Here is a 24,830-nt window from a genome sequence, read left to right as displayed (position 1 = left end):
GGGTTCGGTTCCATGCTCGATCACGTCATCAAGGGGGCGACCGTCGTCGACGGGACCGGGGCGCCCGCCTTCACCGCCGACGTCGGCATCCGGGACGGTCGTATCGCCGTGATCGGCCAAGGGGTCACCGAAGACGCCCGGACCGGCGAGGACGCCACGGGGCTCGTCCTGGCCCCCGGGTTCGTCGACCCCCACACCCACTACGACGCCCAGCTGTTCTGGGACCCGTACGCGACCCCCTCCCTCAATCACGGGGTCACCACGGTCGCCGCCGGGAACTGCGGCTTCACGCTCGCGCCGCTGAACCCGGACCGCCCCGACGACGCCGACTACACCCGCCGCATGATGTCCAAGGTCGAGGGGATGTCCCTGGTCGCCCTGGAGGAGGGCGCACCCTGGAGCTGGCACTCCTTCGGCGAGTACCTGGACGCGCTCGAAGGCCGGATCGCGGTCAACGCCGGTTTCATGGTGGGCCATTGCGCGCTGCGGCGGTACGTCATGGGACCGGAGGCCATCGGAGGGCAGCCGTCCGAGGAGCAACTCGCGGCGATGCTGCGGCTGTTCCACGAGGCCATGGACGCCGGCGCCTGGGGGTTCTCCACCACGCAGTCGTCCACGCACTCCGACGGGGACGGAAAGCCCGTGGCGTCCCGGCACGCGCTGCCCACCGAACTCCTGGCCCTGTCCCGGGCCGTCGCGGAGCACGAGGGGACCCAGATCGAGGCGATCGTCGCCGGGTGCCTCGACCAGTTCAGCGACGCCGAGATCGACCTGTTCGTGGAGATGAGCGCGGCGGCAGGGCGGCCGCTCAACTGGAATGTGCTGACCATCGACTCGTCCGTGCCGGAGCGGGTGCCGAGGCAGCTGTTCGCGAGCGAGCAGGCGAGGAAGGCGGGCGGCCGGGTCGTGGCGTTGACCATGCCGATCCTCACCCCGATGAACATGTCCCTGGGCACCTTCTGCGCGCTGAACCTCATCCCCGGCTGGGGCCCGGTCCTCGCGCTCCCCGTCCCCGAGCGGATCGAGAAGCTCCGCGATCCGGACGTACAGAAGGAACTGCTCCGGCAGTCCCAGGCCAAGGAGGCCGGCGTCTTCCGGCGGCTGACCAACTTCGGGCGGTACGTCATCGGCGACACCTACAGCGACGCCAACCGCGGGCTCAGCGGGCGGGTCGTGGACGACATCGCGGCCGAGCGCGGGCAGGAGCCGTTCGCCGCGCTGGTCGAGATCTGCGCGGCCGACTCCCTGCGTACGGTCCTGTGGCCCATGCCCACCGACAACGACCCGGCGTCCTGGGCGATGCGTGCCGAGGCCTGGCAGCACGAGGACGTGCTGCTCGGCGGGTCCGACGCGGGCGCCCACCTGGACCGGATGTGCGGGGCGCCGTACACGACCCGCTTCATCGGGGACTGTCTGCGCGGACGGAAGCTGACCTCGCTGGAACAGGCCGTGAAGATGCTCACCGACGACCCGGCCCAGCTGTTCGGCCTGCGGGAGCGCGGGCGGATCGAGGAGGGCTTCCATGCGGACCTCGTGCTCTTCGACCCGGAGCGGATCGCCGCGGGCACGGCCACCCTGGTGCACGACCTGCCGGGTGACAGTCCGCGGCTGGACTCCAGGGCGATCGGGATACGGGCCGTGTGGGTCAATGGGGTCGAGGCGATCCGGGACGACGTGGTGAGCGGGGCCGTACCGGGCCGGGTGCTGCGGTCCGGGCGGGACACCCGGACGGTGAGCACCAGGTGAGTACGCCGGAGGAGCAACGGCTGTTCGTCGGCGGCGAGTGGGTGGAGCCGGACGGCGGGCACTACGCCGTGGTCGATCCGGCCGCCGAGGAGACCGTCGGGTGGGCTCCGGAGGCCTCGCGGGATCAGGTGCGCGCGGCCTGCGCCGCGGCCCGCGAGGCCTTCGGGCCGTGGTCGCGTACGGCGCCGGGGGAGCGGGCGGCGATCCTCGCCCGCGCCTCCGACGTCATCCGCTCCCGCCTGGTTCCGTACGCCGAACTCGCCCAGGCCGAGACCGGGGCGACGACGGCCACGGCCCGCGCGATGCAGGTCGGTGTCGCCGCCGCCCGCTTCCGGCGGTACGCGCAGGTCGAGCCCGCCGAGTGGGCGATCCCGCCGCAGATCAACGACGCCGGGCCGATGGGGCGGGCCGCGGTGATGGGCGCGCTGGCCGTCCGGCAGCCCGTGGGAGTCGTCACCTGCATCACGTCGTACAACAACCCCTGGGCGAACCCCGCGGGCAAGATCGCCCCCGCGCTCGCCATGGGCAACACGGTGGTCGTGAAGCCCGCCCCGCAGGACCCCCTCTCCGTCTACCGGATGGCGGAGGCGCTGGAGGCCGCCGGGGTGCCGCGCGGGGTCGTGAACGTGGTCAGCGGGCGCGCGGTGGAGGTCGGCGAGGCCGCCGTCGACTCGCCCGACGTCGACATGGTCAGCTTCACCGGCTCCACCGCGGTCGGACAGCGCATCGGCGAGGTGTGCGGGCGGTCCATGAAACGGCAGTTGATGGAGCTGGGCGGAAAGGGCGCGGCCCTCGTCTTCGAGGACGCGGATCTCGGGTCGGCCGTGGCCGGGATCGGGACCACCTTCTCCTTCTACAGCGGACAGATCTGCACGGCACCGACCCGGGTGCTGGCGCAGCGGGCGGTGTACGAGCGGCTGGTGGAGAGGCTGGCCGCGTACGCCGGGCGGCTGAAGGTCGGGGATCCCCGGGAGCCGGACACCGTCGTCGGCCCGGTGATCTCCGCCGCGCACCGGGAGCGGGTGGAGTCGTATGTCGAACTCGGGCGCAAGGAGGGTGCCGAGGTGATCGCGGGTGGCGAACGGCCCTTGTGCGAGCGGGGGTTCTACGTCGCTCCGACCCTTCTGGCGGGCTGCGGTGCGGAGATGAGGGTCGTCCGCGAGGAGATCTTCGGCCCCGTCGTGACCGTGACGCCCTTCGACGACGAGGAGGAGGGCATCGCACTCGCCGACGACAGCGACTACGGCCTCATCGACTACGTCTGGTCGGCGGACGTGGCCCGCGCCTTCCGCGTGGCACGGCGGCTGCGGGCCGGGGGAGTGGGGATCAACACGGTCGGCCGCAACATGGAGGCACCGTTCGGAGGTTTCCGCAGCAGCGGGGTCGGACGGGACTGCGGCTCGTACGCGCTGCACGCCTACAGCGAGGTGCAGTCGATCGTCTGGCCGGGGTGAGCGGGTCTCTGGGACGGAGTTCGGCCAACTGGCCGGTAACCCTCGGGTGGGCCCGTAGAGTCCCGGACCGGAGGACGGTGGCATCGATGTCGCCGCCCTGACCGACAGTCAAAACCCCTTCCGGAGAACCGACTTGAAGCTCACCAAGCGACTCGTTCTGACCACGGCGGGCCTCGCCGCCGCGACGGCCCTGCTGGGCACGACCACCGGTTACGCGACCCCCTCGGAACCCGCGCCGAAGCCGGTGAAGGCCCCCGCGGCGCTCAAGGTGCCCGACGGCAACAAGCTGACCGGCATCTACCCCGCCCGGGGCGTGCAGACGTACACCTGCACCGACGGTGCCTGGAAGCTCCTGGAGCCGGCCGCCACCCTGTCGGACCGGAGAGGCCGTACGGTCGCCCTGCACTCCCGTGGTCCCGTCTGGGTCTCCACGGTGGACGGCAGCGCGGTGAACGCGGCGGCGATCGCCAACTCCCCGAAGACCGGCACGATCCCCGAGCTGCTGCTCCAGGCCACCGCGACCCGGGGTGCGGGCGCCTTCGGGGGCGTCTCCTACATACAGCGCCTGAACACCACCGGCGGTGTGGCCCCGGCCACCGCCTGCACCGGAACGGACCAGGTGAGCGTCGCGTACACGGCGACGTACGCCTTCTACAAGCCGGCGAAGTGACGCGGGCGAGTCTCTGAGCGGTGCGGCGGTGGCCTTCCGCTGGAGCGGGGCCGCCGCCGTGCCGCCGCCTGCTCAGGTGCTCCCGCCACTCACAGGAACTCGCTCCGGTAGGCCGAGGCCAGCTCGGCCGCGCGGCGGCGGCGCTCCGCGAGCTCGTCCTGCGACAGCTGCGGCGGCGGCGCGTCCTTGCCCGCGACGACGTCGCCGATGCGCGTGAAGTACTCGTCCTGGCCGGCGGGGGTGCACATGCACAGCATGCGGGCCGGCGCACCCGAGACGTTGCGGAAGTTGTGCGGGGCGTTGGCCGGGACGTTGACCGTGGACCCGGCCCGTACGGTGTGCTTCTCGCCGCGGAAGGTGAACTCGATCTCGCCTTCGAGGATCGTGAACATCTCCTCGAAGTCGTGCCGGTGCGGCGGCGGGCCGCCGCCGTCGGGGACACGCATGTCGATCAGGCAGTACCGGCCGTCGGTCTGCTCGCCGGTGACCAGCATGGCGTACGTGTTGCCCACCAGAGAGATGTACGTCGTGCCGGGATCGTCGGGGTCCGCCACGGTCAGCGAACGAGACGGGTCGTCGTCGGGGATCATCGGGGTCTCGTCTCTTCGAAGGTCAGAGGTCAGGTCAGGTCAGGTCAGGCGCCGGGCGCGGCGATGACGACCTTGCCGTGGAGCTCGCCTGCGGCGGCCCGCGTGTGGACTGTCGGCAGCTCGGCCAGCGGCACCCGCTGCGCCACGTCGACACGCAGCTCACCCGAGTCGACCAGCGCCACCAGCCGCGACAGCTGTTCGGCGTCGCTGTCGACGAACAGATCGATGCCGCGCACGGCGCGTGCTTCGTCGCTGGGCGCGGGCATCCACACCGTGGTGTTCACCAGCACTCCACCGGAACGGATCAGGGTGAGCAGCGCGGCCAGCCGCACCGGGTCGATCGGCGCGAGGTTGAGTACGACGTCCACCGGCTCGGTCACCGCCGCGGTCACCTCGGTGACGGTGTGGTCGACGAGCTCGTCGGCACCCGCCGTCTCGACCTGCTCCCTGCTGCGCGGACCGGCCGTGGCGATGACGTACGCGCCGGCGTTCTTGGCGAGCTGCACGGCGTAACCGCCGACCGCGCCGCCCGCGCCGTTGATGAACACACGCTGCCCCTGCGCCAGCTTCGCGTGGTCGAACAGGGCCTGCCACGCGGTGAGCCCCACCAAGGGCAGCGCGGCGGCGTCGGGCAGCGGGATGCTCCGGGGCGCGGGCGTCAGTATCCCGGCCGGAGCCACCACGTACTCCGCGGCGGCACCGGCCCCCGTCATCGGCAGGAAGCCGACGACCTGCTCGCCGATCTCGAAACCGGCCACGCCCTCGCCCAGCGCCTCGACCGTCCCGGAGACGTCGATGCCGGGAGTGTGCGGCAGCGTCACCGGAATGGGGCCCTGCATGAAGCCCCCGCGGATGTTGCCGTCGACACCGTTGAAGGAGGTCGCGGCGACCCGGATCAGAACCTGGCCCGCGCCGGGTACGGGCTGCTCGACGTCCTCGTACCGCAGGACGCTCGGGTCGCCGAACTCGTGGAAACGTACTGCCTTCATGGGAAGTCCTTTCGAAGCACTGTCGGGTCATGCCATGCCTGACCGCCCACGGCGGGCAGGAGTTGGAGCTTTTCGTGGCTGGGTGTGCCGGGTGTGGCGGAGAAGACGAGCAGTTCCTGGGCCTGGTCGGGGTCGATCAGGCGCCGGCAGTACAGCTCCAGTTCACCCAGCTCGGGATGGTGGTAGCGCTTGAGGTCGTGGTGGTGGGTGACGTCCACCTCGTGCAACCGCCAGACCTCGGCGAACTCGGCGCTCGCGGCCAGCAGCGCCGCGACGATCTCGCCGGCCCGGCCCTGCGGGTCCGCGGTGTACACCGTCCGCAGGTCGACGGTGAAGACCCTGCCTCGTAGGTCGTGGTCCTCGGCGGGGTAGAGCGCGCGTTGTGCGGGGTCGGTGAACCAGCGGTAGACCAGGTAGCGGGACATTCCGCTGAAGCGGGTGTAGTCGCCCAGCAGAGCGATGGCCGGACGGGTCTGCAGCAGCGTCTCGCTGAACCGGGACATCACCAACGCCGGTGTGTCCGCGAGCCGTTCGACGATGCGCATCATGGTGGGGCTGACGTGATCCTCGCGCAGGACCCGACGTGGTGCGGGGTGTCCGGCGAGGTCGAAGAGGTGGTCGCGCTCGCTCAGGCTGAGGTGCAGGCCCCGGGCGAGCCCGGCGAGCACCTGCTCGGACGGCATCGGGCCGCGCTGCTGCTCGATCCGGCTGTAGTAGTCGACCGACATCCCGGCCAGCGCGGCGACCTCCTCACGCCGCAGTCCGCCGGTACGGCGCCGGGGCCCGCGGGGGAGCCCCACGTCCTCCGGTTGCAGCACCTCCCGGCGTGCCCGGAGAAAGTCGGCCAGCAGCGCCCGCTCCATCTCAGCCTCCCTTGTTCGACTGAGCAAGCGTGGCGTTGATCGGAACCCGGATGAAGGCCTGACTTATCCACGGACAAGTTGTCCGTGGCAGACCGAGCGGTGCGGGTGGAGACGACTCATACAACTAGGGCCGCATCAGACACCTGATGCGGCCCTGGCTCGTTCCTGCGCAACGCCGCTCTACCGGGACGGACCGTTCGCGTTGTCCTCGAGGAGTTCCTGGGTACGGCGTAGCAGGGCCTGCCGGACAGCGTCCGGTGAGAGGACTCGCAAGGGTGTGGCCAGGCTGAGGAGGTACCTGGCGAGCCCGTCCGCGTCGGGGCCGCCGATGTCGACGATCGTGGTGTCTGGGCTTTCGGGACGGTGGGTACCGACCGTCGCAGGAATCAGCCGCAGGGCTTGGTTCATGGACACCGGGAGACGGATCGTGGCAGAGAGAGGGTAGGGGCCGGTGGCGACGGAGCGGGAGACGAGCAGCGCCGGGTCGGGTGGGTCGACGAGTTCCACCGCGTGCCCGGTTGGCTGCAGTCGGTCGACCCTGTCGGCCCGGAAGGTTCGCCATTGGTCCCGCGTCACATCCCGGGCGACGAAGTACCAGCGGCGTCCGGTGTGAACGAGGCGGTACGGGTCGATGTCCCGGACCGTGGCTTTTCCTTCCCAGTCGCGGTACGACAGTTGGGCACGCTCGCCTCGGCGGCACGCGGCGGCCAGTTCCAGCAGCATGCCGGGCGTGATCTGCGGCTCGTCGGGTCTGGGGGTGTGTACGAAGGCGTCGTCCATCTCGGTCAGCCGGTCCGCGATGCGCTGGGGCAGAACCTGCTGCAGTTTCAGCAGTGCCGACAGCGCGGCCTGGTCGCCGCCGAGAGCACCGCTGAGCGCGGCCTCGCGCAGTCCGACAGCAACGGCGAGTGCTTCTTCGTCATCGAGGATCAGCGGCGGCGTCCGGGCTCCGGCGCGGAGACGGTAACCGCCCCATGGTCCCGGGTCGGACTCGATGGCGTAGCCGAGTTCCCGGAGCTTGGCGATGTCCCGCCGCACCGTGCGGTCGGTGACCGCCATCCGGTCGGCCAGCTCGCCGCAGGTCCACGACGGCTTGGCGGCAAGCAAGGAAACCAGTCGCAGCAGGCGGGCGGATGCGCTGATCACGTTGCCGAGTGTTCCACATGACCAGGACCGAATCTGTCCTGGTCCCGGTCTAGGGTCCTCTTCATGACCACGGAAAACTCCTCCGCACCCACGTTCCGCTACTCGGCCGTCACGTTCGACTGCCCGGACCCCGCCGAACTGGCCCGCTTCTACGGCGAGGTCCTCGGTCTGCCCGTCGTCTTCTCCACCGACGACTTCGTCCTCCTCGGCCAGGAGGGCGCGGCCGGACTCGGGTTCAACCGGCTGGCCGACTACCGCCGTCCCACCTGGCCGGCCGCTTCCCAGGAAAAGCAGGCCCACATCGAGCTGTGCGTCGATGACTTGGAGGCCGCGCAGGCCCGGCTGCTGGCGCTGGGGGCTGTCAAGCCCGAGTTCCAGCCGGACCCCGACCGGTGGCGGGTCCTGCTGGACCCCGCAGGCCACCCGTTCTGCATATCCACCCTGGCCTGAGCACGACCTGCAAGCCGATGACCACCACCGCGCACCCAGGCTGGGCAGCGAACTCGCCGCTCCCGCCGGGGTCACGGAGAGATTGCACGGCCTCCCGAGCCCCTTTTGACGAGGTGGACGGTACCGGCGGCGCCTTCAGTGCCCCGGCAGCGTGCTGGTGGGCCCGGACCGAGGTGGAGTCGACGTTGATGTCCCAGACGATGTCGCCCTTGGCGTCGGTGACAGCCTGGACACGCTGGAGCGGGATCTCCCGGGGTGGCTCTTCGGCCGCCGCCAGACCTCGGTGAACTCGGGGCTGACCTCCAGCAGCGCGGCGGGACATTGCGGTGTAGCGGGTGTAGTCACCGAGCAGGGCGACCGCCGGACGGGTCTGCAGCAGCGCCTCACCGAACCGGGACGCCGTCCGTCCCTGCCCTACGACGCAGACGGAAGACAAAGGACCATGCCGCTAGCGGCGGTGCCGCCGCGTGCCCTGTCGCGGTGGCAGGGTCAGCGTGATTTGCCGGACGAGTTGCTGGAAGCATGTGAGGGAGGCGAGGGCCGGCAGGCAAGCGCCGGCGATACCGGTGACGGTTCTGTCTGCCTGAGCCACGCACAGCATTATCGCGACGGAGGAGAACAGCAGAACGATGCACCACGAGTGCACGGCTCGGCGTTGATGCAGGGCGGTCCGGAGGATGGAGAGTGAGGCCACCATCCAGGGGCCGTACACGAGAAGGGGCCACGACGGGGCCATGGCGCCCCCCGTCCCGGTGGTGATGTTCTGCAGAGGCCTGTAGGCCACCATGCCGCCGAAGACGTTGACCATCGCCACGATGACGGCAACGAGCGCGACGATGGAGAAGCTGCCGGTCTGCAACCACTTGAGCCGGGCTTTGCGGACGTGGAGCTTCCGGTGCCCGGCGGAGGACCGTCGAATGGGCGGCAGTTGAGCGGTGATCTGCGCCAGGTTCTCCATCGGGTCGGTGAAGGCACCGCTGGATTCGGGCTCGCTGCGAGGTTGCGGGATCCTGGGCGCCTGCTCCGCCGGAACAGCCTCCTGCAGAAGGTAGGCGAGTTCCTCGACCGGGTCCCAGCCTCCGGCGGGTGCGGTCAGGGGAACTCCCGAGTGCACGCCGTCGGCATGTCCCCCGTCCCAGGCAGTACCCGGCCCGTACGAGTACGCGTCGGAGTAGTACTCCCGCTGCGCAAAGGCTGGATCGACATAGTCATGATTCACGAAAATGCGACCCGTCATGCTGTACGCGGCGGCCGGAGTTCCCCTGACCGCTCCATCGTGAATTGAGTTCCTGCTGGAGTTCCTCCAGCAGGGCGAGGAACTCCAGGAGCAGTGGCTCGGTGACCTGACCTCCGAACTGCGTGTCGTCTCTGACCATCGGCCCCTGTGCTGTCACCGCCGCGTATTCCGCACCAGTCTGGAAAGTGGACTTCCCCACTGTCAGATTGCGAACCACAGGAATATTATCCGTCCTCGTGGTGCGCCGGGGCAGGCCATTGGCCCTTGCTGTCGTCATATTCCGATAACGCCGCTCCACTCCTTCAGGACGTGCGGCAAACGAGTGACCTCGCAAAGGCGGAAAACCTGAGAAAAGGTTCCTCAATCAATTGCACTACGCGTCTAACTCTGTACCTTATTAGTCGATAAATTCTTCTTCTCGAATCCGCTTGAGGAGTAAATAGGATTCGCCGCCGGTGCAACTGCAAGGTCGCCGAACGGATCGTCACACCACGTGATCGCCGAATTGCTAAATTTGGGACGCACGCAGATGCTGTCGTGGGCGTCGTGATCGTCCGGTTCGTCCGGCGGACGGGCTCGGGTGAACACGCCGTCCAGGGCGTAGCGACGGAAGCGGGGGTAGACCGTCTTCCTGTCGTTGACGACCTGCCGGTCCTCCACACGCGGACGGTCCGTCGCGGCCCGCGGTATCAGCGGAGCGAGTAACTTCCAATCCGGGACGGTGAGTTCATGGTGACGCATCGCATCACCCCGCGCCCCTAGTCCTTCACTGCGGACAGGAGTTGGAGTTTCTCGTAGCTGGGTGTGCCGGGGGTGGCGGAGAAGACCAGGAGTTCCTGGGCCTGGTCGGGGTCGATCAGGCGCTGGCAGTACAGCTCCAGTTCGCCCAGCTCGGGATGGCGGTAGCGCTTGAGGTCGTTGTGGTGGGTGACGTCCACCTCGTGCCGCCGCCAGACCTCGGCGAACTCGGGGCTGACCTCCAGGAGCGCGGCGACGATCTCGCCGGCCCGGCCCGTGGGCTCCGCCGTGTACGCCGCCCGGATCTCCGAGGTGAAGACCCTGCCCCGTAGGTCGTGGTCCTCGGCGGGGTAGAGCGCGCGTTGTGCGGGGTCGGTGAACCAGCGGTAGACCAGGTAGCGGGACATTCCGGTGTAGCGGGTGTAGTTGCCCAGCAGGGCGACCGCCGATTGATTCTGCAGCAGCGTCTCGTTGAAGCGGGACATCACCAACGCCGGTGTGTCCGCGAGCCGTTCGACGATGCGCATCATGGTGGGGCTGACGTGATCCTCGCGCAGGACCCGACGTGGCGCGGAGTGTCCGGCGAGGTCGAAGAGGTGGTCACGTTCGCTCAGGCTGAGGTGCAGGCCCCGGGCGAGCCCGGCGAGCACCTGCTCGGACGGCATCGGGCCGCGCTGCTGCTCGATCCGGCTGTAGTAGTCGACCGACATCCCGGCCAGCGCGGCGACCTCCTCACGCCGCAGTCCGCCGGTACGACGCCGGGGCCCGCGGGGAAGCCCCACGTCCTCCGGCTGCAGCACCTCCCGGCGCGCGCGGAGAAAGTCGGCCAGCAGTGCCCGGTCCATCCTTCTCTCATCCTCCGCGAACGAGCCACGCGCCGAGGGATGTCCGGTCGGCGAATCCACCGTATCTCTTCACCGGTCCAGATCCACCCGCACGGTCAACTGCCCGACCCCTATGGCCCGTACCGCCGCGCTGTTCATCCGGGGCAGCGAGCGCAGTCGTACGGCGGTGTCGTCGTCCGGCATCAGATGGGCGGTCCCGGTGTGCCACCGCCCCCGGATGCGCACCCGCACCCGCGGATCGGCCTTGATGTTGCGGACGTACTGCGACCGCTCGCCGAACTCGGAGACCAGCCAGAAGGACCCGCCGACCCGCTTGCCGCCGACCGGGGTCCTGCGGGGCAGGCCCGAGGTGCGGCCGGTGGTCTCCAAAACGCTCTGGAGGGGCAGTCGGCGCATGATCGGGTTGAAGCGGCGCTGAAGGGCCGTGACGGCCCGGTACTTGCGCTCGGCGTTGGGGGACATGGGTGGTGAGACTCCCGTCTCTGGGCTTCGTGCCGATCTTCTCTCCGGTCTTCCGTAACCCGACCGGTGGCCCCGATGATCTCAGGGTCGGCCGGGCGGACGAAGGGTGTCGGCGATGCGTGTGGTGACCTGGAACCTGTGGTGGCGCTTCGGCCCGTGGGAGGAACGCCAGAAGGCGATCCTGGCGGTGCTGCGGGACCTGCGGCCGGATGTGGTGGGCCTGCAGGAGGTGTGGGCCGCGGGCGGTGCGGGTGGCGAGAACCTCGCGGAGTGGCTCGCCGGCGAGCTCGGCCTGCACTGGGCGTGGGCCGCGTCCCCCGCCTCGGAGCGCTGGCAGCGGCGGATCGGTGACCCGGGGGTGGAGGTCGGCAACGCGGTACTGAGCCGCTGGCCGGTGGCCGACCAGGCGGTTCTCCGGCTCCCCGCCCCCGATGCGCTGGACGACGGCCGCCTCGCCTTCCACACCCGGCTGGCCGGCCCGTCGTACGACATCCCCTTCTTCACCACCCACCTCACCTCGGCCCCCACCGCGTCGGCGATCCGCTGCCAACAGGTCACCGCGCTGGCTCAGTTCGTGGCGGCGCACCGGTCGGGCACCGACTTCCCGCCCGTCGTCACCGGCGACTTCAACGCCTGGCCCGACTCCGACGAGGTCCGCCTCTTCGGCGGCTACAAGACGGCCCCGGCCGCACCGGACCAACTCTTCCTGGACGCCTGGGAGTACGCGGACCCTACGGCTCCCTCCGCGACCTGGGACCCGGCGAACCCGTACGTCCGCGTGGCCCCGCCGGTCCGCATCGACTACATCCACGTGGGCCCACCGGGGGCGAGGGGACTGGGCCACGTCCTGGGCGTCCGGCGCGCGGGCGACGGTCCGGTCGACGGGGTCTGGCCGTCGGACCACGCGGCGGTGGTGGCGGATTTGGCGGACGGGTCAGAGTGACTTCAGCAGGGCGACGAAGGCGCGGTGGCTGACGGTGACGATGGTTTGGGCGGCGTCGGAGTCCGTGATGTGGACGTTGTCGGGGTCGGCGGATATGTGGACGCAGGCGTCGCCTTCCTGGCAGTAGGACGACTTCTGCCAACGGTCCGTGATCATGTCGGCTCCCTCACAGGTTCTGGGCGATGGAATGGATCAGATCCCGGGACTTCTCGGGACTGAGGGCGGTGGCTTCCACGATGTCGAGCAGGTTCCGGTACTTCGTCAGAAGCGCCTCGGCATCCAGGAGCACCGGCCCGTGGAACTGGTCGAGTTGCGCGGTGTCGAGCTGCGGCACGGGCCCGTACAGGTAGTTGATGGACTGTCCCGACCCGGGAAAGGCGCCGACGTCGAACGGCAGCACGCGGATCGTGATGTGCTCCTGCTCGCCCATGCCGAGCAGATGCCGCAACTGGGCCCGGGCCACGTCCCGGCCACCGACCCGCATGTGCAGGGCCGCCTCGTGCACGGTCGTGCGATACGGCGTCGGGTCCGCGCCGTAGAGGAGGCCCTGCCGTTTGATCCGGTGCGAGACGCGGTGCTCGATCTCGGGTGGCGCGGGCTCCGGGATGACGTGTCGGAAGATCTCACGCGCGTGGTCGGCGGTCTGGAGCAGTCCGGGCATGTGGGAGGTGTACGCGGTGCGTATGGCCGTGGCGTGATGCTCCAACTCGGCGAGGTCGAGGAGACCGGACGGCAGGACCTCGCGGTAGGACTCCCACCAGCCGAAGGTCCTGTCGGTCGCCATGGCGACCAGCGCCTCTACGAAGGCCGGGTCCGGGCAGGAGTAGATGCCGGCCAGTGCCCGGATCCGTTCGGGACTCACCCCGAACCGGCCGGACTCCACGTTGCTGAGCTGTCCCTGGCTCGTACCGAGCGTGCGCGCCGCCTCGGTCGCCGTCATTCCCGACCGCTCCCGCATCTTGCGCAGCTCCGCAGCGACCCGGAGGCGGCGGGCCGTCAGCGGGGGTCTGGCGGGCATGGGTGAACTCCTCCCGGACGCACGTTCCATGAACCGTCACTCACACGAGGGAAATACGCCGAAGTATCTCCAGAGGCAGCAAATGACATTTGCTGACCCCCTATCTTCTTGCTCAGGCGCCACCCCACCTGGAAGCGCACCGTGGGACGCCACGGCGGAGACACCAGGCATCTGTCCAACTCCCCTCAGTGACCGGAGACTTCCGATGGCCACCGTATCCCCGTCGTGGAACTACACCCTGCATCTCCCGCACGATCCACGCGCACCGGGTATCGCGAGAGGCGCCCTCAGGCTGATCCTGGCCGCGCACGACCTCCCCGACCTGACCCCCACCGCGGAGCTCCTCGCGGCAGAGCTGTTGGCGAACGCGCACTGCCACACGAAGGGGCCGTACGCCTTCCGCCTCCTGTCTCCGTCCCCGGGCCGGGTCCGGGTGGCCGTGTGGGACACCGACCCCCGCGTCCCACCCGGCTTCACGACCGACAAGCCTCCCGCCGCACCGGACGCCGAGAACGGCCGAGGCCTGCACCTCGTACGGGCCTGCGCCGACGCGACGGGCGTCTCGGTACTGCGGCAACTGGGCGCGTCGAAGGGCGGAAAGCTGCTGTGGGCGGAGTGCGGGTCCCGGCCTGCCGGCACCGGGTCCTGATCAGGAAGGAACCTGCGCTATTGGGGGATGGTGAGCAGGATGCGGCCGCGGCCACCGCCGGCGTCGACGTGGTCGTGGGCCTTGGCGATGTCGTCCAGCGGGTAGCGGTCGCCCACGGCGACGGTGAGGGCGCCGACGGCGGCGGCGGAGGTGAGGTCGCGGGCGGCCTGGCGCTTGGCCTCGGCGGGGAAGTCGTCGCTGCCGAGCAGCCTCAGGGTGACGTTGTTGAACAGCAGAGGCCAGAAGGGGATCTCGGTCCGGTCCGTGCGGGTGGCGTAGGCGGCGATGACGGCCCCCTGGGCGGCGACGGCGTTGTCGAGATCGGCGTTGTCCGACAGCGCGACCTCGATGATCCGGTCGACGCCCCGGGGCGCGTATGAGCGGATGGCTGCGGCGGGGTCGCCGGTGTCCAGGGCGACGGCCTGGGAGACCACGGCCGGGTCGACGCGGTCGAGGTCGGCGGTGCGGCGGACGGTGGCGAGCACGGTGGCGCCGGCCCAGCGGGCGAGCTGGGCGGCCAGGGAGCCGACGCCGCCGAGAACTCCGTGGACCAGGACCAGTCGGCCGTCGACCGGGCCGTCGGCGAAGACGGTGCGGTGGGCGGTGATACCGGGGATGCCGAGGCTCGCGCCCAACTCGTCACTGAGGTGGTCGGGCAGGGGTGCGGCCTGGTGATCGGGTACGACGGTGTACTGGGCGGCGGTGCCGAAGGGGCGATAGGACTGGGCGCCGTACACCCAGACCCGTTGTCCGACGCGGTGGACGTCGACTCCGGCGCCGACGGCGTCGATGACTCCGGCCGCGTCGCTGTGCGGGATCACCCGCGGGAAGGGCATGGACGATCCGAGCCAGCCGCGCCGTTTCTTGGTGTCGCCGGGGTTGACGCCCGAGACGGCGACACGGACGCGGACCTCGCCGGGGCCGGGGACGGGATCGGGGAGTTCACCGACGTGCAGGACATCGGCGGCGGGGCCCTGGTCGTCGTACCAGGAAGCAAGCATGGAGGTACCTCCGTGGACGGTCAGCTCGCGGGAGCGGCGGGCGCATGCGGATCGCAGTCGGTGCGTCCGGTGTCGAATACGGGCGGTTCCTCCCCGAGGGCCTCGCGCAGCCAGGTCCGCTCGGCGCGGCTGGTGGCGCGGGCGGTGAGCAGCATGCCCCGCCTGTAGGGGTCGGCGATCTGCTCGGCACGCAGGGGCCGCTCGTTGTCGTAGAAGAAGCTCGCCGGTTCCTCCAGGAACTCCAGCCGTCTGCGCAGCACCGCGTGCTGTTCGGCCACGTCGGGCAGGTGGGAGAGGAAGGCCAGGACGACGTAGAACCGGGTGAAGTCGGTGATCTCGTGGTCGGCGGGCTTGCGCAGGCGCTGGAGCATGTCGGCCCGCCCGGCCGCGGTCAGGCTGAGCACGTAACGGGCCGCCCCCGCGGCCGGGTCGGCGCGCCGCTCGATCAGGCCCGCCCTGGTCAGACGGTTGATCGCCGGATACAGGCTGCCGTCACTGACCGGCCGCGTATAGCCGGTCAGCTGTGAGATGCGGCGGCGCAGTTCGTGTCCGGGCAGGGGTCCCTCGGCGAGGAAGCCGAGGATCGCGAGTTCCAGCATGAGTCCATTGTGGCACGCGAACATCGAATCGATGTGAACATCGATTCGATGTTAGGCTCGCGGGTATCCGCCCAAACGTCTCCGGAGAGGCACAGCAAGATGCCGTCACAGTCCACCGAGTCACTGATGAACCGTTTCGTCGAGTTCATCAACACGGGCAACGAGGCTCTCGCCCGCGAGGTCATCTCTCCGGACGCGGTGTTCCACGCGCCGAGCCACCCGGAACCGCTGCGGGGGCCCGATGGGTACCTGGAAGTCCTCGGGATGATGCGCGGCGGCTTCCCGGATGTGCAGTGGACGCTGGAGGAGACGGTCACCGAAGGCGACACCGTGGCCGCGCGGTTCACCATGCGGGGAACCCACGACGGTGACTTCTTCGGGATCCCGGCGAGCGGCAACAGGATCTCGGTGCAGGCCATGAACTTCTACTACCTGGCCGACGGCCGGATCGTCGGCGAACGGGGCCAGCCCGATCTCCTCGGCGTGATGCAGCAGATCGGTGCGGTACCGGCGCCGTGAACCGTGTAGCGGACCTCCCCGCCTGCTTCACGACAGGCTGCGGGTACCGGCGACGGGGATGATGCCGAGGGGTTCGGTTGTGGGCCGGTGGGATCCGCCGGCCGGTTCGACGGTGATGCCGACGGCCACCGTCCTTCCGAGCGGTCGGTCCAGAACGCGGGCGGAGCGGTCTCCGGTTCCCGGCAGGAGGCCTGCGGGGCGGAGGTCGCCCGAGGGGGCCGCGTACCAGAGTTCGTAGACCTTGTCGTCACTGAGAGCGGGCAGGTCCGCGGCCACGAAGGCGGCCCGGTCGGCGGCGCGGGAGACGATGACCGTGGCGGAGCCGCCGTCGGCCAGTTTCGCGGTGTGCAGGGTGGCGTCAGGTGCGGTCAGCACGCTGGTCAGCGCGTTGCTTCCGTGCTGCAGTGCGGTCGCCTGGTTGCGGGCGTCGTCGGCCCGGACGGCCTGCCAGGCGGCGATCCCGCCGAACGCGGCAGCGGCTGCGAGGCTCGCGGCCAGGGCCCAGGACGTGAGGCGCCTCTTACGTCGGCCGGGCGGCCGGCCGGTGAGCTCGTGTTCCTGCGGGGTCCGGCCGATGTCGTCCAGGACGCGGCCGAAGAGGTCGGCCGGTACGACAGCGTCCTCGGCGGGGGAGGGCGCGAGGCGGGCTGCTGCTTCGGCGAGTTCGGCCACCTCGAGCCGGCAGGCGTGGCAGCCGTCGAGGTGCCGGTCGAAGGCGGCTGCCTCGTTCGGGGGGAGAGCGTGCAGGACGTAGGCGCCGACCGGCTGGTGCGGGACTTCCTCGGTGGTCATCACCGGGCCTCCAGACAGTCGCGCAGCAGGCGCAGCCCGGTGCGCATCCGGGACTTGACGGTGCCCGCCGGTGTGGACAGGGCGGCCGCCACTTCGACGTAGGTCAGCCCCTGGTAGTAGGCCAGCACGAGGGGGACCCGGTACATACGGGCGAGCTGGGACATGCACTCCTGGGCGCGCCGGCGTTCGTCGTGGTCTTCCACGGCCTCGGCGACCTCGTCGTGCTCGCGGCCCGCCAGCACGGCATCCGCACGGCGCTCACGCTGTGTCGCCGCCTGTGCGTGACGGACCCGGTCCACCGCCCGGCGATGGGCGAGGGTGAGCACCCAGCCCTTGGCGCTTCCGCGTTCGGGCCGGTAGCGCCGGGCCGTGCGCCAGACCTCGACCATCACCTCCTGTGTGACCTCCTCCGCCTGTGCCGAGTCGTGCAAAATGCGGCAGGCCAACCCCATGACAGGGTGCGCCAACGCCTCGTACACGCCGGTGAACGCCTCTTTGTCACCGTTCGCGACCCGGACCAGCAGTGCCTCGGCGCTCTGGGCGTCGTCGGCAGGCGGCTCGGATGACTCCTCATGGGCTGTGCTGGGCATGGTTCTCACGTTCCGTCGACGTGCTCGTCCCCGATCGATCGTGCGCCCCGCGGCATGAGCCCGCAGCCCAGGGCCGTCATCCGGCTCAGCAGACTCACTCCACGAGGCCATGGGGTGCTTCACCGCCGAGGTCGAGCGTGGCCTCCACCGCCTTGCCCCGGAGTGTCGGGGTGACGGTGAGCCGGGCTCCCATGCCGTACAGCAGCGCCAGACCACGCCCGCCGTCCTCGTGCGCCGCCGGATCCGACCGCATCCGCGGGAGCCGGGTGCTGGTGTCGGTGACGGTGATGCCGACCGTGGTGGCGTGCGCGGTGAGCGTGAGAGTGCAGGTGCCGCTGGTGTGACGCAGGGTGTTGGTGACCAGCTCCGAGACGACGAGCAGTACGTCGGGCGCCGAGCCGGGAGACACGCCGCGTGCGGCCAGCCACCGGGCAGTGATCCTTCGGGCGACCTCAGGAGCGTGACGGCTGCGGGCCAGCGCGACGCGGTGACCGGTATCGGTGCCGTGGACGGGTGGCGTGGCGATGGGTGACGTAGCGACGGGTGGCGTAGCGACGGGTGGCGTAGCGATGGTGGTCATGACCGGTCCCTTGAGCGATGGGCAGTGACGCGGCTTCGCCAGGGATTCGATGCCGCTCCGGCCGTGGATGACTCCGGGTGACGTCGCATGCCCCGCTTCCCGGATGAAGTTTTCTCCGGCCGTAAGTCATACGCGGGCCTGCGTGCCTCGAACCCCTTGTGCCAATGCAATCGACTTCGAAGGATGAGGTGAGCCTTCATGGCTGTATCCATGCGAGTCCGCCGACTGTTGGCCGGTGCGACCGCCACCGGGCTGCTGGCCGGCGGAGCCGCCCTGGGCCTCTCCGGCACGGCCGTGGCCGCGCCGGCGTCCACCACCGTGGCCACGGCGCCGGTCGGGGACCACCACGACCAGTGCGAGTGGGTCAAGGGGCACTGGGAGAAGAAGTGGGTCAAGGGCCACTGGGAGAAGAAGGTCCAGTACACCAAGACCTGGCACAAGGGCCACTATGACAAGCACGGCTCGTGGCACAAGGGCTACTGGTCCTACGACCGTCACTACACGTGGGTCTACGTCCACGGCCACTGGCACCACTACTGGGTGAAGGGCCACTGGGACTGCGACCACAAGTGACCTCACCGCCCGCGTGCAGCCCGTCGGCCACAGCCGGCGGGCTGCACGACCAATCCATGGGGCCCGCGGGAACGGATTACGTCTGGACATGTCCCGACGGTGGAGGCCCTCGGTGAAAAAAGCTGTACATATCGACAGAAACCCTCCTGTAGGGCCCGATCTTCAGGAACTCGTGGAGCAGGTGGCGCTGGGGGACGAGGGCGCGTTCGCGCGCGTGTACGACCGCGTGGCGGGCCCGGTGCTGGGTGTCGTGCGGGCCGTGGTGCGGGATCACGCGCAGTCGGAGGAGGTGGCGCAGGAGGTTCTGGTGGAGGTGTGGCGCACAGCTCCCCGCTACCGGCCCGACCGCGGGACCGCGGTGAACTGGATCCTCACGCTGGCACACCGACGGGCGGTGGACCGGGTCCGTTCGGTGGATGCCGCGATGGCCCGGGACCACAAGGCCGCACTGCTCGACAAGGTGCCGGAGTACGACGAGGTGGCCGAACACGTCGAGGCACGCCTGGAGCGGGAACAGGTACGGCGCTGCCTGCGCACACTGACCGACCTCCAGCGCCAGTCCGTCACCCTCGCCTATTACCGGGGGCTGACCTACCGCGAGGTCGCCGAGGCACTGGGGCTCCCGCTGGGGACCGTGAAGACCCGCCTGCGCGACGGACTGATCCGGCTGCGCGACTGCCTGGGGGTGACCGCGTGACGACCATCGACCTGCACCGGCTGACAGGCGCATACGCCCTGCACGCCCTGTCCGACGAGGAGAACGCCTCGTTCGAACGGCACCTCGTGGACTGCGCGTCGTGCGCGCAGGAAACGTCCGAGCTGAGCGCGACGGCCGCCCGCCTGGGACTGGCCGTCGCCACGACTCCGGCGTCGGCGTCGCGCGAGCAGGTGCTGCGCCGGATCACCACCGTCCGCCAGGAGACACCCGGCACGTCCGCCCGGACCCTCCCGGTGCGCGCCGGGCTCAAGGCCCGGCTGCTGTCCCGGTGGGCGCTCGCCGCCTGCCTCGCCGCGGCCGCTGCGCTCGGCGGGACGACCGTGTGGCAGCACCAGCAGGCTGCGGACGCCCGCGACCAGGCGCGGCAGGTGTCCCGGACGTCCGACGAGATCGCCGCCGTACTGGCGGCGCCGGACGCCAGGACCCGGGCCGCCGGCCTGGCCGGCGGTGCCACCGGCACGGTCGTCGTCTCCCACAGCCGGGACAGAGCCGTGTTCGTCGTCTCGGGCATGGCCCGCCCGCCCGGCGGCAAGGTCTACCAACTCTGGTTCGACGACGGTGGGACCATGCGGTCCGCCGGATTGATGGACCCCGACCGCAGCGACCAGGCCGTCCTGATGCGGGGCGGTGTCGACCGGGCCTCGGGCATGGGCATCACCGTCGAACCCGACGGCGGCTCGAAAAAGCCCACCAGCACGCCGATCGCCCTGATGGCCTTTCCCGGCTGATGGCGACAACGTTTTATAGGTGATCCGTAGCCGAAGCGGGCGCGGATGGGTGGGAAAAGAAAATTCATCCGATCGTGGATTCGACCAATCCGGCGGGCTTTCAGAACCGGATTCCCCACGTGACCGAGAACGAGAAGAAAACCCACCGCCGGACCCGTCCGGTGCGGCTGCTGCTGGGCGCGCTCAGCGGTGCGCTGGCCGGGTGTGCGGCGCTCGCGGTCGCCGAGGCCGTGGCAGGAGCGGTCCGCCCGCAGGCCGGTCCCGTCGTCGCCTTCGGCGGCGCCGCGATCGACCGCACACCCGCCGCGGTGAAGGACTGGGCGATCCGGAATTTCGGCACCGACGACAAACTGGTTCTCCGGCTGGGAATTCTCGCGGGCCTTGCGCTTTTCGCGGTGTCCCTGGGAATTCTCGGACTGTGGTTCCGCCGCACGGCCGCGGCCGGTGTGCTGCTGTTCGGGGTCGTGGGAGCGCTCGCGGCGACCGGAAGGCCCGACTCGACCAGCCTCACGGACGCCCTGCCCTCGGCGGCCGGGGCCGTCGCCGGAGCCGTACTCCTGTACGTGCTCACGGGCCGCCTCGAACCCCGCACGGAACCCCACGTGCCCGCTACGGTTCCGCCCGGCGGGGACTGGGACCGCCGCGGCTTCGTGATCGCGGCGGGCACGGCGGCCGTGGCCTCGGCGGGAGCCGGTCTGCTGGGCCGGTCCCTGACCGGAGCCGGCGGCCGGGACGCGGTCACCTCCCGGCGGAACGCGGTGCTTCCCGCACCCGCTTCCCCCGCCCGGGCCGTGCCGAAGGGCGCGGGACCGCGGATCCCCGGCCTCAGCCGGTTCGTCACGTCCACCGCGGACTTCTACCGTGTCGACACCGCCCTCGTGGTGCCCAAGGTGAACGCGGCGACCTGGAAACTGCGGATCCACGGCAAGGGCGTCACGCGTCCCGTCACGCTCTCGTACGACGATCTCCTGCGCCGAGATCTCGTCGAGCGGGACATCACCTTGACCTGTGTCTCCAACGAGGTCGGCGGCCCCTACGTCGGCAACGCCCGCTGGATCGGCGTACGCCTGGCCGATCTGCTGGCCGAGTGCGGGGTGAAGCCGCCCTCGAAGGGTGGCCCCGCCGACCAGCTGGTCGCCCGTTCCGTGGACGGCATGACCATCGGCAGCCCGGTCGAGGACGTGATGGACGGCCGCGACGCCCTCCTCGCCCTCGGCATGAACGGCGAACCCCTGCCCTTCGCCCACGGCTTCCCCGTCCGCATGGTGGTGCCCGGGCTGTACGGCTTCGTCTCCGCCTGCAAGTGGATCAAGGACATCGAGCTCACCACGTTCGACACCTACGACCCCTACTGGGTCAAGCGCGGCTGGGCCCGCAAGGCACCCGTCAAGACGGAATCGCGCATCGACACACCCAAGCCGTTCGCGCGGCCGGGGGCCGGCACGGTGATGGTCGCCGGCGTCGCCTGGGCCCAGCACCGCGGCATCGACAAGGTCGAGGTCCGCGTGGACGACGGCCCCTGGCAGCAGGCCAGGCTCGCCACCGAGGACACGGCCGACACCTGGCGCCAGTGGACCTTCCCCTGGCGGGCCATCAAGGGCGGCCACACCCTCACCGTGCGCGCCACCGACCGCACCGGCGCGGTGCAGACCGAGAAACGCACCCGCACCATCCCCGACGGCGCGAGCGGATGGCACTCCGTGGTCGTGACCGTCGACTGACCACCCGTCGACCGACCACCCGAGCCACTTTCCCCTTCCCCATGCCGAGGCAGCTCAGGCTGCCCCAACCCACAGGAGAAACACCATGAACACCCGTATCCGCCGTACCGCCATGACCCTGGCCGCCGCGGCCGTCCTGCCCCTGGCCCTGAGCGCCTGCTCCGACAGCGGCTCCGACTCGACCAAGTCGGACTCCTCGTCGAAGGCGTCGGCCTCCGCGTCGGACGACGGCATGGCCGGCTCCGGCAGCGGCACCGCCGTGGACAAGCCGTTCGGTCCGGCCTGTTCCTCGGTGCCCACGACCGGTGCCGGTTCCTTCGACGGCATGGCCCAGGACCCGGTCGCCACGGCCGCCTCCAACAACCCGGCCCTGTCCACGCTGGTCGCCGCGGTGAAGAAGGCCGGGCTGGTCGACACCCTCAACAACGCCCAGAACATCACCGTGTTCGCGCCGACCAACGACGCCTTCGCGAAGATCCCCAAGGCCACCCTGGACAAGGTCCTGGGCGACAAGGCCCAGCTCACCAAGATCCTCACCTACCACGTCGTGGGCCAGAAGCTCACCCCGAAGGACCTGGAGAAGGGCTCCTTCGACACCCTGGAGAAGTCGAAGCTCACCACCTCCGGCTCCGGCGAGTCCTACACCGTCAACGACTCCGCCAAGGTGGTCTGCGGCAACGTCCAGACCGCCAACGCCACCGTCTACATCATCGACAGCGTCCTCATGCCCACCAGCTGACGCAGCGTCATCGGCGGGGTGCCACACGTGTGGTACCCCGCCGGTTTCAGTTGGTGCGGTCGGACCAGCCGGACGGGAGGTCGCCGGGGGCGACGGAGATGACGGAGTCGTCGTCGGCGCCGACGTACTCGAAGAGGGTGATCTTCGCGAACTCGGGGACGACGTAGATCGGGTAGGTGGGCCCCTGGTCGCGGTAGCGGCGCATGTCGTCCAGGTGGTCGTTCTGGAAGCAGACCGTGCGCTCACCGTGCTCCTCGACCCAGTGCGGGAAGAAGATCACACCGTGCAGGCGCCGCTTGCCGGGCATGACGTCGACCGCGACGGACGTGCCGGTGGGCTCGTTCCAGGAGACCTTGAAGTTGTCGTCGTCCAACTGGACGAGATCGACCTGCTGGTCCTTGACCCAGCGGCCGCCGACCATTCCGGAGTGGATCCGGTAGTCGATCGTGTGGTCGTTCTTCACGTACATCTCGTACTGCCAGCCGTTGGCGTAGGTGTAGATGAAGCGGTGGCCGACGATCTTGGACAGGTCCTGCGGGGGGACGGGCTGCTCGACAGTGGTCCGGAAGGCACCGTTGCCGGTGGTGCCGTTGCTTGTCGTCATGGGTGACCTCCTTGAGTGGTGCCTGCCGGCGCGGCGCGGCCGACCACTTCATTTTGTCACAAAACTATTTTGCGGCAAAATCACCTGCACGAGAGAATCGGCCCCATGGACACTGCCACCGAGTTCGGCCGCCTCGTCGGCCCGCTGCGCCGGGCCATCCTGCGCACCCGACGCACTGCCGACCTCCCCGACCTCCCCGAAGCCCAGATCGAACTCCTCCGGGCACTCGCCGAAGCCGGACCGCTGTCACCCCGCCAGGCCGCCGACCGGCTGCGACTGGCCCCGTCCACCATCAGCAACCTCGTCCGCACCATGACCACCGCCGGCCTGATCGAGCGCGAACCCTCGACGACCGACCTGCGCACCGTCCGCCTCGCCGCCTCACCCGCCGCGCTGGAGATGCTCCACGCCTACGACCGCACCAGCACGGCCGCCCTGCAACGCGCCCTGGCCGAGCTGAGCCCGGACAGCCGCGAAGCGATCGAACACGCCCTGCCCGCCCTCGCCGAGCTGCTCACTGTCCTCGAGGGCGAGTAGTACTCCCGGTTTCGCGGGGCGTTTGGCGCAGACGCTCAGTCGCCCCGCTCCTGCCCCGTGAACATGCTGATCAGGCCGTGCGGAGTGTCCTCACCGAACATCAGGGCGTAGAGCTCGGTGCCCTCGGTGGCGGTTGCGGCGCTGCGGGGGAACATGGCCCGCTCGTACTCGGTGAGCGCGGTCTCGATGTCGTCCGGGTGGGCCGCGAGGGCCTGGGCGAGTTCCGCGCCGTCGAGCATGGCGAGGTTGGCGCCCTCGCCGTTCGGGGCGGCGACATGGGCGGCGTCGCCGATCAGCGTCACTCCCGGCACCCGCTCCCACCGGTGCTCGACGGGCAGGGCGACGAGGGGGCGCAGTACCGGTGCGGTGTCGGCGTCGGCGATCAGCGCCGTGAGTTCCGGGGCCCAGCCGTCGAACTCCGCCGCGATCCGCGCGGTGGCCGCGGCGGAGTCGGTGAAGTCGATGTCCGCGAACCGGTCCTGCGGGCGGACGAACATCACGTAGGTGTGCAGGTTGCCTCCCTTCTCCCGGTGCGTCACGAAGCCCTTGCCCGGCGCCAGCACGAACAGTGCCCCGCCTCCGACCGTTTTTGCGCTGACCTGGTGCCGGATGTCGGAGTCGTACAGGTACACCTCGACGCAGGACATGCCGGTGTACTCGGGCACCGCGTCCGACAGCAGCGGCCGCACCCGTGACCACGCACCGTCCGCCCCGACCAGCAGACCGGTGACGAGAGAGGTCCCGTCGGCGAACGTCACCTCGTGGCGGCCGTCCCTCAGCGCACGCGTGCCGCGGACCTTGTGGCCCCAGCGGACCGTGCCGGCCGGCAGCGAGTCGATCAGCAGCTGCCGCAACTCGCCGCGCTGCACCTCGGGGCGGCCGCCGGTGCCGTCGTCGGCCTTCTCGAACAGGACCGTCCCGTCCCGGTCGAGGAACCGCGTCGCCTCACGCCCCTCCAGGATCAGACCGTGGAACTCGTCCATCAGGCCCGCCGCCTCCAGCGCGAGCTGTCCGTTGTAGTCGTGGATGTCGAGCATCCCGCCCTGCGCACGCGCCGTCGGCGAGGACTCCGCCTCGTAGACGGTGGACGGGATGCCGTTGACGTGCAGGACACGGGCGAGCGTGAGGCCGCCGAGTCCGGCGCCGATGATCGTGACAGGGCTGTTCGTCATGGTGACTCCTCAGGGGCGGGGCCTCCCGGGGGTTCCGGTCGGCCGTCTCCCCACACACTCCGGGCCACCGTCGACAGACCCCCGACATCGCACCGACAGTCCCGACAGACCACCGACAGCGACTGCTCTCCCGGGGTCTCGCCTGTTGATGCCGACC

General features: G+C 70.2%; 31 protein-coding genes and 1 pseudogene. 13 read left to right on the top strand and 19 right to left on the bottom strand.

All coding sequences use genetic code 11. From position 1 onward, the window contains the following. The first annotated feature begins 12 nt into the window (after nt 1-12). The 3 genes from ACGFWE_RS30665 to ACGFWE_RS30655 all read left to right on the top strand — a co-directional run bounded on the left by ACGFWE_RS30665 (nt 13) and on the right by ACGFWE_RS30655 (nt 3,870). Nucleotides 13-1,746 carry an amidohydrolase family protein gene (locus ACGFWE_RS30665; protein WP_393603106.1) on the top strand — a complete coding sequence of 578 codons (1,734 nt, stop codon included), beginning with the start codon at nt 13-15 and terminating at the stop codon, nt 1,744-1,746. Then, nucleotides 1,743-3,200, top strand: coding sequence for an aldehyde dehydrogenase family protein (locus ACGFWE_RS30660; protein ID WP_393603104.1), 1,458 nt, complete (start codon nt 1,743-1,745; stop codon nt 3,198-3,200). Before ACGFWE_RS30665 ends, ACGFWE_RS30660 begins: the two co-directional genes overlap by 4 nt. Before the next feature lie 133 nt (nt 3,201-3,333). Further along, a complete protein-coding gene (locus ACGFWE_RS30655; RefSeq protein WP_393603102.1) occupies nt 3,334-3,870 on the top strand; it encodes a DUF3455 domain-containing protein in 537 nt (178 codons plus the stop codon). A gap of 89 nt (nt 3,871-3,959) precedes the next feature. Here ACGFWE_RS30655 and ACGFWE_RS30650 read toward each other — a convergent pair whose 3' ends face one another. From ACGFWE_RS30650 to ACGFWE_RS30635, 4 genes are all read right to left on the bottom strand, one after another. Beyond that, complete coding sequence (locus ACGFWE_RS30650) at nt 3,960-4,460, bottom strand: cupin domain-containing protein (RefSeq protein ID WP_393603100.1); 501 nt, start codon at nt 4,458-4,460, stop codon at nt 3,960-3,962. A gap of 44 nt (nt 4,461-4,504) precedes the next feature. Next, on the bottom strand, nt 4,505-5,449 hold the full coding sequence (locus tag ACGFWE_RS30645) for an NADP-dependent oxidoreductase (RefSeq protein WP_393603098.1): 945 nt from the start codon (nt 5,447-5,449) through the stop codon (nt 4,505-4,507). Further along, on the bottom strand, nt 5,446-6,312 hold the full coding sequence (locus tag ACGFWE_RS30640) for a helix-turn-helix transcriptional regulator (RefSeq protein WP_393603096.1): 867 nt from the start codon (nt 6,310-6,312) through the stop codon (nt 5,446-5,448). The genes ACGFWE_RS30645 and ACGFWE_RS30640 overlap by 4 nt, the downstream gene beginning before the upstream one ends. 180 nt (nt 6,313-6,492) lie before the next feature. After that, nucleotides 6,493-7,458, bottom strand: a complete 966-nt coding sequence (locus ACGFWE_RS30635) for a helix-turn-helix transcriptional regulator (RefSeq protein WP_393603094.1) — start codon at nt 7,456-7,458, stop codon at nt 6,493-6,495. A gap of 63 nt (nt 7,459-7,521) precedes the next feature. Between ACGFWE_RS30635 and ACGFWE_RS30630 the strand changes: the two genes are divergently transcribed. Next, complete coding sequence (locus ACGFWE_RS30630) at nt 7,522-7,908, top strand: VOC family protein (RefSeq protein ID WP_352388564.1); 387 nt, start codon at nt 7,522-7,524, stop codon at nt 7,906-7,908. A 133-nt stretch (nt 7,909-8,041) separates the two neighbouring features. Here the strand turns inward: ACGFWE_RS30630 and ACGFWE_RS30625 are convergent. The 6 genes and pseudogenes from ACGFWE_RS30625 to ACGFWE_RS30600 all read right to left on the bottom strand — a co-directional run. Then, nucleotides 8,042-8,149: pseudogene (locus tag ACGFWE_RS30625) on the bottom strand (IS5/IS1182 family transposase); the annotation flags it as partial. A gap of 207 nt (nt 8,150-8,356) precedes the next feature. Beyond that, nucleotides 8,357-9,127, bottom strand: coding sequence for a DUF2637 domain-containing protein (locus ACGFWE_RS30620; protein WP_393603092.1), 771 nt, complete (start codon nt 9,125-9,127; stop codon nt 8,357-8,359). After that, entirely contained in the window at nt 9,117-9,362 is a 246-nt protein-coding gene (locus tag ACGFWE_RS30615; RefSeq protein WP_393603090.1) for a hypothetical protein, read from the bottom strand. Before ACGFWE_RS30615 ends, ACGFWE_RS30620 begins: the two co-directional genes overlap by 11 nt. Before the next feature lie 164 nt (nt 9,363-9,526). After that, a complete protein-coding gene (locus ACGFWE_RS30610) occupies nt 9,527-9,805 on the bottom strand; it encodes a hypothetical protein (RefSeq protein ID WP_352388558.1) in 279 nt (92 codons plus the stop codon). 98 nt (nt 9,806-9,903) lie between these two features. Beyond that, nucleotides 9,904-10,728, bottom strand: a complete 825-nt coding sequence (locus ACGFWE_RS30605; RefSeq protein ID WP_393603088.1) for a helix-turn-helix transcriptional regulator — start codon at nt 10,726-10,728, stop codon at nt 9,904-9,906. A 69-nt stretch (nt 10,729-10,797) separates the two neighbouring features. After that, a complete protein-coding gene (locus ACGFWE_RS30600) occupies nt 10,798-11,190 on the bottom strand; it encodes a nitroreductase/quinone reductase family protein (RefSeq protein WP_393603086.1) in 393 nt (130 codons plus the stop codon). A 115-nt stretch (nt 11,191-11,305) separates the two neighbouring features. On the opposite strand from ACGFWE_RS30600, the gene ACGFWE_RS30595 reads away from it, so the two are divergent. Next, on the top strand, nt 11,306-12,133 hold the full coding sequence (locus ACGFWE_RS30595; protein WP_393603084.1) for an endonuclease/exonuclease/phosphatase family protein: 828 nt from the start codon (nt 11,306-11,308) through the stop codon (nt 12,131-12,133). On the opposite strand, the gene ACGFWE_RS30590 is transcribed toward ACGFWE_RS30595, so the two are convergent. After that, a complete protein-coding gene (locus ACGFWE_RS30590; RefSeq protein WP_393603082.1) occupies nt 12,125-12,289 on the bottom strand; it encodes a DUF397 domain-containing protein in 165 nt (54 codons plus the stop codon). The two genes, ACGFWE_RS30595 and ACGFWE_RS30590, sit on opposite strands and share 9 nt — an antisense overlap. Before the next feature lie 10 nt (nt 12,290-12,299). Continuing rightward, nucleotides 12,300-13,151, bottom strand: a complete 852-nt coding sequence (locus tag ACGFWE_RS30585) for a helix-turn-helix transcriptional regulator (RefSeq protein ID WP_393603081.1) — start codon at nt 13,149-13,151, stop codon at nt 12,300-12,302. A 205-nt stretch (nt 13,152-13,356) separates the two neighbouring features. On the opposite strand from ACGFWE_RS30585, the gene ACGFWE_RS30580 reads away from it, so the two are divergent. After that, nucleotides 13,357-13,800 carry an ATP-binding protein gene (locus ACGFWE_RS30580; protein WP_393603079.1) on the top strand — a complete coding sequence of 148 codons (444 nt, stop codon included), beginning with the start codon at nt 13,357-13,359 and terminating at the stop codon, nt 13,798-13,800. 17 nt (nt 13,801-13,817) lie between these two features. Here the strand turns inward: ACGFWE_RS30580 and ACGFWE_RS30575 are convergent, their stop codons facing one another. Next, nucleotides 13,818-14,801, bottom strand: a complete 984-nt coding sequence (locus ACGFWE_RS30575) for an NADPH:quinone reductase (protein WP_393603077.1) — start codon at nt 14,799-14,801, stop codon at nt 13,818-13,820. A gap of 20 nt (nt 14,802-14,821) precedes the next feature. Beyond that, nucleotides 14,822-15,400 (bottom strand): PadR family transcriptional regulator, encoded by a 579-nt coding sequence (locus ACGFWE_RS30570; RefSeq protein ID WP_393603075.1) that lies wholly within the window; start codon nt 15,398-15,400, stop codon nt 14,822-14,824. Between the two features lie 126 nt (nt 15,401-15,526). Between ACGFWE_RS30570 and ACGFWE_RS30565 the strand changes: the two genes are divergently transcribed. Then, the gene (locus tag ACGFWE_RS30565) at nt 15,527-15,919 is read left to right on the top strand and encodes an ester cyclase (RefSeq protein WP_393603073.1); all 393 of its coding nucleotides are present in this window, start codon (nt 15,527-15,529) and stop codon (nt 15,917-15,919) included. Between the two features lie 27 nt (nt 15,920-15,946). Here ACGFWE_RS30565 and ACGFWE_RS30560 read toward each other — a convergent pair whose 3' ends face one another. The 3 genes from ACGFWE_RS30560 to ACGFWE_RS30550 form a co-directional block, all read right to left on the bottom strand. Then, nucleotides 15,947-16,711, bottom strand: coding sequence for an anti-sigma factor (locus tag ACGFWE_RS30560; protein WP_393603071.1), 765 nt, complete (start codon nt 16,709-16,711; stop codon nt 15,947-15,949). Next, a complete protein-coding gene (gene sigK / locus ACGFWE_RS30555) occupies nt 16,711-17,301 on the bottom strand; it encodes an ECF RNA polymerase sigma factor SigK (RefSeq protein ID WP_352388542.1) in 591 nt (196 codons plus the stop codon). The genes ACGFWE_RS30560 and sigK overlap by 1 nt, the downstream gene beginning before the upstream one ends. Nucleotides 17,302-17,395: 94 nt before the next feature. After that, entirely contained in the window at nt 17,396-17,881 is a 486-nt protein-coding gene (locus tag ACGFWE_RS30550; RefSeq protein WP_352388540.1) for an ATP-binding protein, read from the bottom strand. A gap of 198 nt (nt 17,882-18,079) precedes the next feature. Here ACGFWE_RS30550 and ACGFWE_RS30545 point away from each other — a divergent pair, with 198 nt between their 5' ends. From ACGFWE_RS30545 to ACGFWE_RS30525, 5 genes are all read left to right on the top strand, one after another. Further along, a complete protein-coding gene (locus ACGFWE_RS30545) occupies nt 18,080-18,454 on the top strand; it encodes a hypothetical protein (RefSeq protein WP_393603069.1) in 375 nt (124 codons plus the stop codon). Nucleotides 18,455-18,566: 112 nt separating this feature from the next. After that, complete coding sequence (locus ACGFWE_RS30540) at nt 18,567-19,151, top strand: sigma-70 family RNA polymerase sigma factor (protein ID WP_393603067.1); 585 nt, start codon at nt 18,567-18,569, stop codon at nt 19,149-19,151. Then, on the top strand, nt 19,148-19,900 hold the full coding sequence (locus ACGFWE_RS30535; RefSeq protein ID WP_393603065.1) for an anti-sigma factor domain-containing protein: 753 nt from the start codon (nt 19,148-19,150) through the stop codon (nt 19,898-19,900). The genes ACGFWE_RS30540 and ACGFWE_RS30535 overlap by 4 nt, the downstream gene beginning before the upstream one ends. Nucleotides 19,901-20,019: 119 nt before the next feature. Next, complete coding sequence (locus tag ACGFWE_RS30530) at nt 20,020-21,621, top strand: molybdopterin-dependent oxidoreductase (protein WP_393603063.1); 1,602 nt, start codon at nt 20,020-20,022, stop codon at nt 21,619-21,621. 85 nt (nt 21,622-21,706) lie between these two features. Beyond that, a complete protein-coding gene (locus ACGFWE_RS30525) occupies nt 21,707-22,360 on the top strand; it encodes a fasciclin domain-containing protein (RefSeq protein ID WP_352388530.1) in 654 nt (217 codons plus the stop codon). Nucleotides 22,361-22,406: 46 nt separating this feature from the next. On the opposite strand, the gene ACGFWE_RS30520 is transcribed toward ACGFWE_RS30525, so the two are convergent. Next, entirely contained in the window at nt 22,407-22,964 is a 558-nt protein-coding gene (locus ACGFWE_RS30520; RefSeq protein ID WP_352388528.1) for a phenolic acid decarboxylase, read from the bottom strand. A 105-nt stretch (nt 22,965-23,069) separates the two neighbouring features. On the opposite strand from ACGFWE_RS30520, the gene ACGFWE_RS30515 reads away from it, so the two are divergent. Further along, a complete protein-coding gene (locus ACGFWE_RS30515) occupies nt 23,070-23,501 on the top strand; it encodes a MarR family transcriptional regulator (RefSeq protein WP_352388526.1) in 432 nt (143 codons plus the stop codon). 35 nt (nt 23,502-23,536) lie between these two features. Here the strand turns inward: ACGFWE_RS30515 and ACGFWE_RS30510 are convergent, their stop codons facing one another. Then, a complete protein-coding gene (locus ACGFWE_RS30510) occupies nt 23,537-24,673 on the bottom strand; it encodes an FAD-dependent oxidoreductase (RefSeq protein WP_393603060.1) in 1,137 nt (378 codons plus the stop codon). Nucleotides 24,674-24,830: the final 157 nt, after the last annotated feature.

Source organism: Streptomyces sp. NPDC048523 (assembly GCF_043199815.1).
In the GTDB taxonomy this organism is placed as follows: Bacteria; Actinomycetota; Actinomycetes; order Streptomycetales; family Streptomycetaceae; genus Streptomyces.
This window is presented reverse-complemented; position numbering and strand designations above follow the sequence as displayed.

Excerpts from the sequence above, each read along its gene's own strand:
- ACGFWE_RS30665 (WP_393603106.1), top strand. The coding sequence starts at position 13 with ATGCTCGATCACGTCATCAAGGGGGCGACCGTCGTCGACGGGACCGGG.
- ACGFWE_RS30650 (WP_393603100.1), bottom strand. The coding sequence starts at position 4,460 with ATGATCCCCGACGACGACCCGTCTCGTTCGCTGACCGTGGCGGACCCC.
- ACGFWE_RS30645 (WP_393603098.1), bottom strand. The coding sequence starts at position 5,449 with ATGAAGGCAGTACGTTTCCACGAGTTCGGCGACCCGAGCGTCCTGCGG.
- ACGFWE_RS30640 (WP_393603096.1), bottom strand. The coding sequence starts at position 6,312 with ATGGAGCGGGCGCTGCTGGCCGACTTTCTCCGGGCACGCCGGGAGGTG.
- ACGFWE_RS30630 (WP_352388564.1), top strand. The coding sequence starts at position 7,522 with ATGACCACGGAAAACTCCTCCGCACCCACGTTCCGCTACTCGGCCGTC.
- ACGFWE_RS30605 (WP_393603088.1), bottom strand. The coding sequence starts at position 10,728 with ATGGACCGGGCACTGCTGGCCGACTTTCTCCGCGCGCGCCGGGAGGTG.
- ACGFWE_RS30600 (WP_393603086.1), bottom strand. The coding sequence starts at position 11,190 with ATGTCCCCCAACGCCGAGCGCAAGTACCGGGCCGTCACGGCCCTTCAG.
- ACGFWE_RS30595 (WP_393603084.1), top strand. The coding sequence starts at position 11,306 with ATGCGTGTGGTGACCTGGAACCTGTGGTGGCGCTTCGGCCCGTGGGAG.
- ACGFWE_RS30590 (WP_393603082.1), bottom strand. The coding sequence starts at position 12,289 with ATGATCACGGACCGTTGGCAGAAGTCGTCCTACTGCCAGGAAGGCGAC.
- ACGFWE_RS30585 (WP_393603081.1), bottom strand. The coding sequence starts at position 13,151 with ATGCCCGCCAGACCCCCGCTGACGGCCCGCCGCCTCCGGGTCGCTGCG.
- ACGFWE_RS30580 (WP_393603079.1), top strand. The coding sequence starts at position 13,357 with ATGGCCACCGTATCCCCGTCGTGGAACTACACCCTGCATCTCCCGCAC.
- ACGFWE_RS30575 (WP_393603077.1), bottom strand. The coding sequence starts at position 14,801 with ATGCTTGCTTCCTGGTACGACGACCAGGGCCCCGCCGCCGATGTCCTG.
- ACGFWE_RS30570 (WP_393603075.1), bottom strand. The coding sequence starts at position 15,400 with ATGCTGGAACTCGCGATCCTCGGCTTCCTCGCCGAGGGACCCCTGCCC.
- ACGFWE_RS30565 (WP_393603073.1), top strand. The coding sequence starts at position 15,527 with ATGAACCGTTTCGTCGAGTTCATCAACACGGGCAACGAGGCTCTCGCC.
- ACGFWE_RS30560 (WP_393603071.1), bottom strand. The coding sequence starts at position 16,711 with ATGACCACCGAGGAAGTCCCGCACCAGCCGGTCGGCGCCTACGTCCTG.
- sigK (WP_352388542.1), bottom strand. The coding sequence starts at position 17,301 with ATGCCCAGCACAGCCCATGAGGAGTCATCCGAGCCGCCTGCCGACGAC.
- ACGFWE_RS30550 (WP_352388540.1), bottom strand. The coding sequence starts at position 17,881 with ATGACCACCATCGCTACGCCACCCGTCGCTACGCCACCCGTCGCTACG.
- ACGFWE_RS30545 (WP_393603069.1), top strand. The coding sequence starts at position 18,080 with ATGGCTGTATCCATGCGAGTCCGCCGACTGTTGGCCGGTGCGACCGCC.
- ACGFWE_RS30525 (WP_352388530.1), top strand. The coding sequence starts at position 21,707 with ATGAACACCCGTATCCGCCGTACCGCCATGACCCTGGCCGCCGCGGCC.
- ACGFWE_RS30520 (WP_352388528.1), bottom strand. The coding sequence starts at position 22,964 with ATGACGACAAGCAACGGCACCACCGGCAACGGTGCCTTCCGGACCACT.
- ACGFWE_RS30515 (WP_352388526.1), top strand. The coding sequence starts at position 23,070 with ATGGACACTGCCACCGAGTTCGGCCGCCTCGTCGGCCCGCTGCGCCGG.
- ACGFWE_RS30510 (WP_393603060.1), bottom strand. The coding sequence starts at position 24,673 with ATGACGAACAGCCCTGTCACGATCATCGGCGCCGGACTCGGCGGCCTC.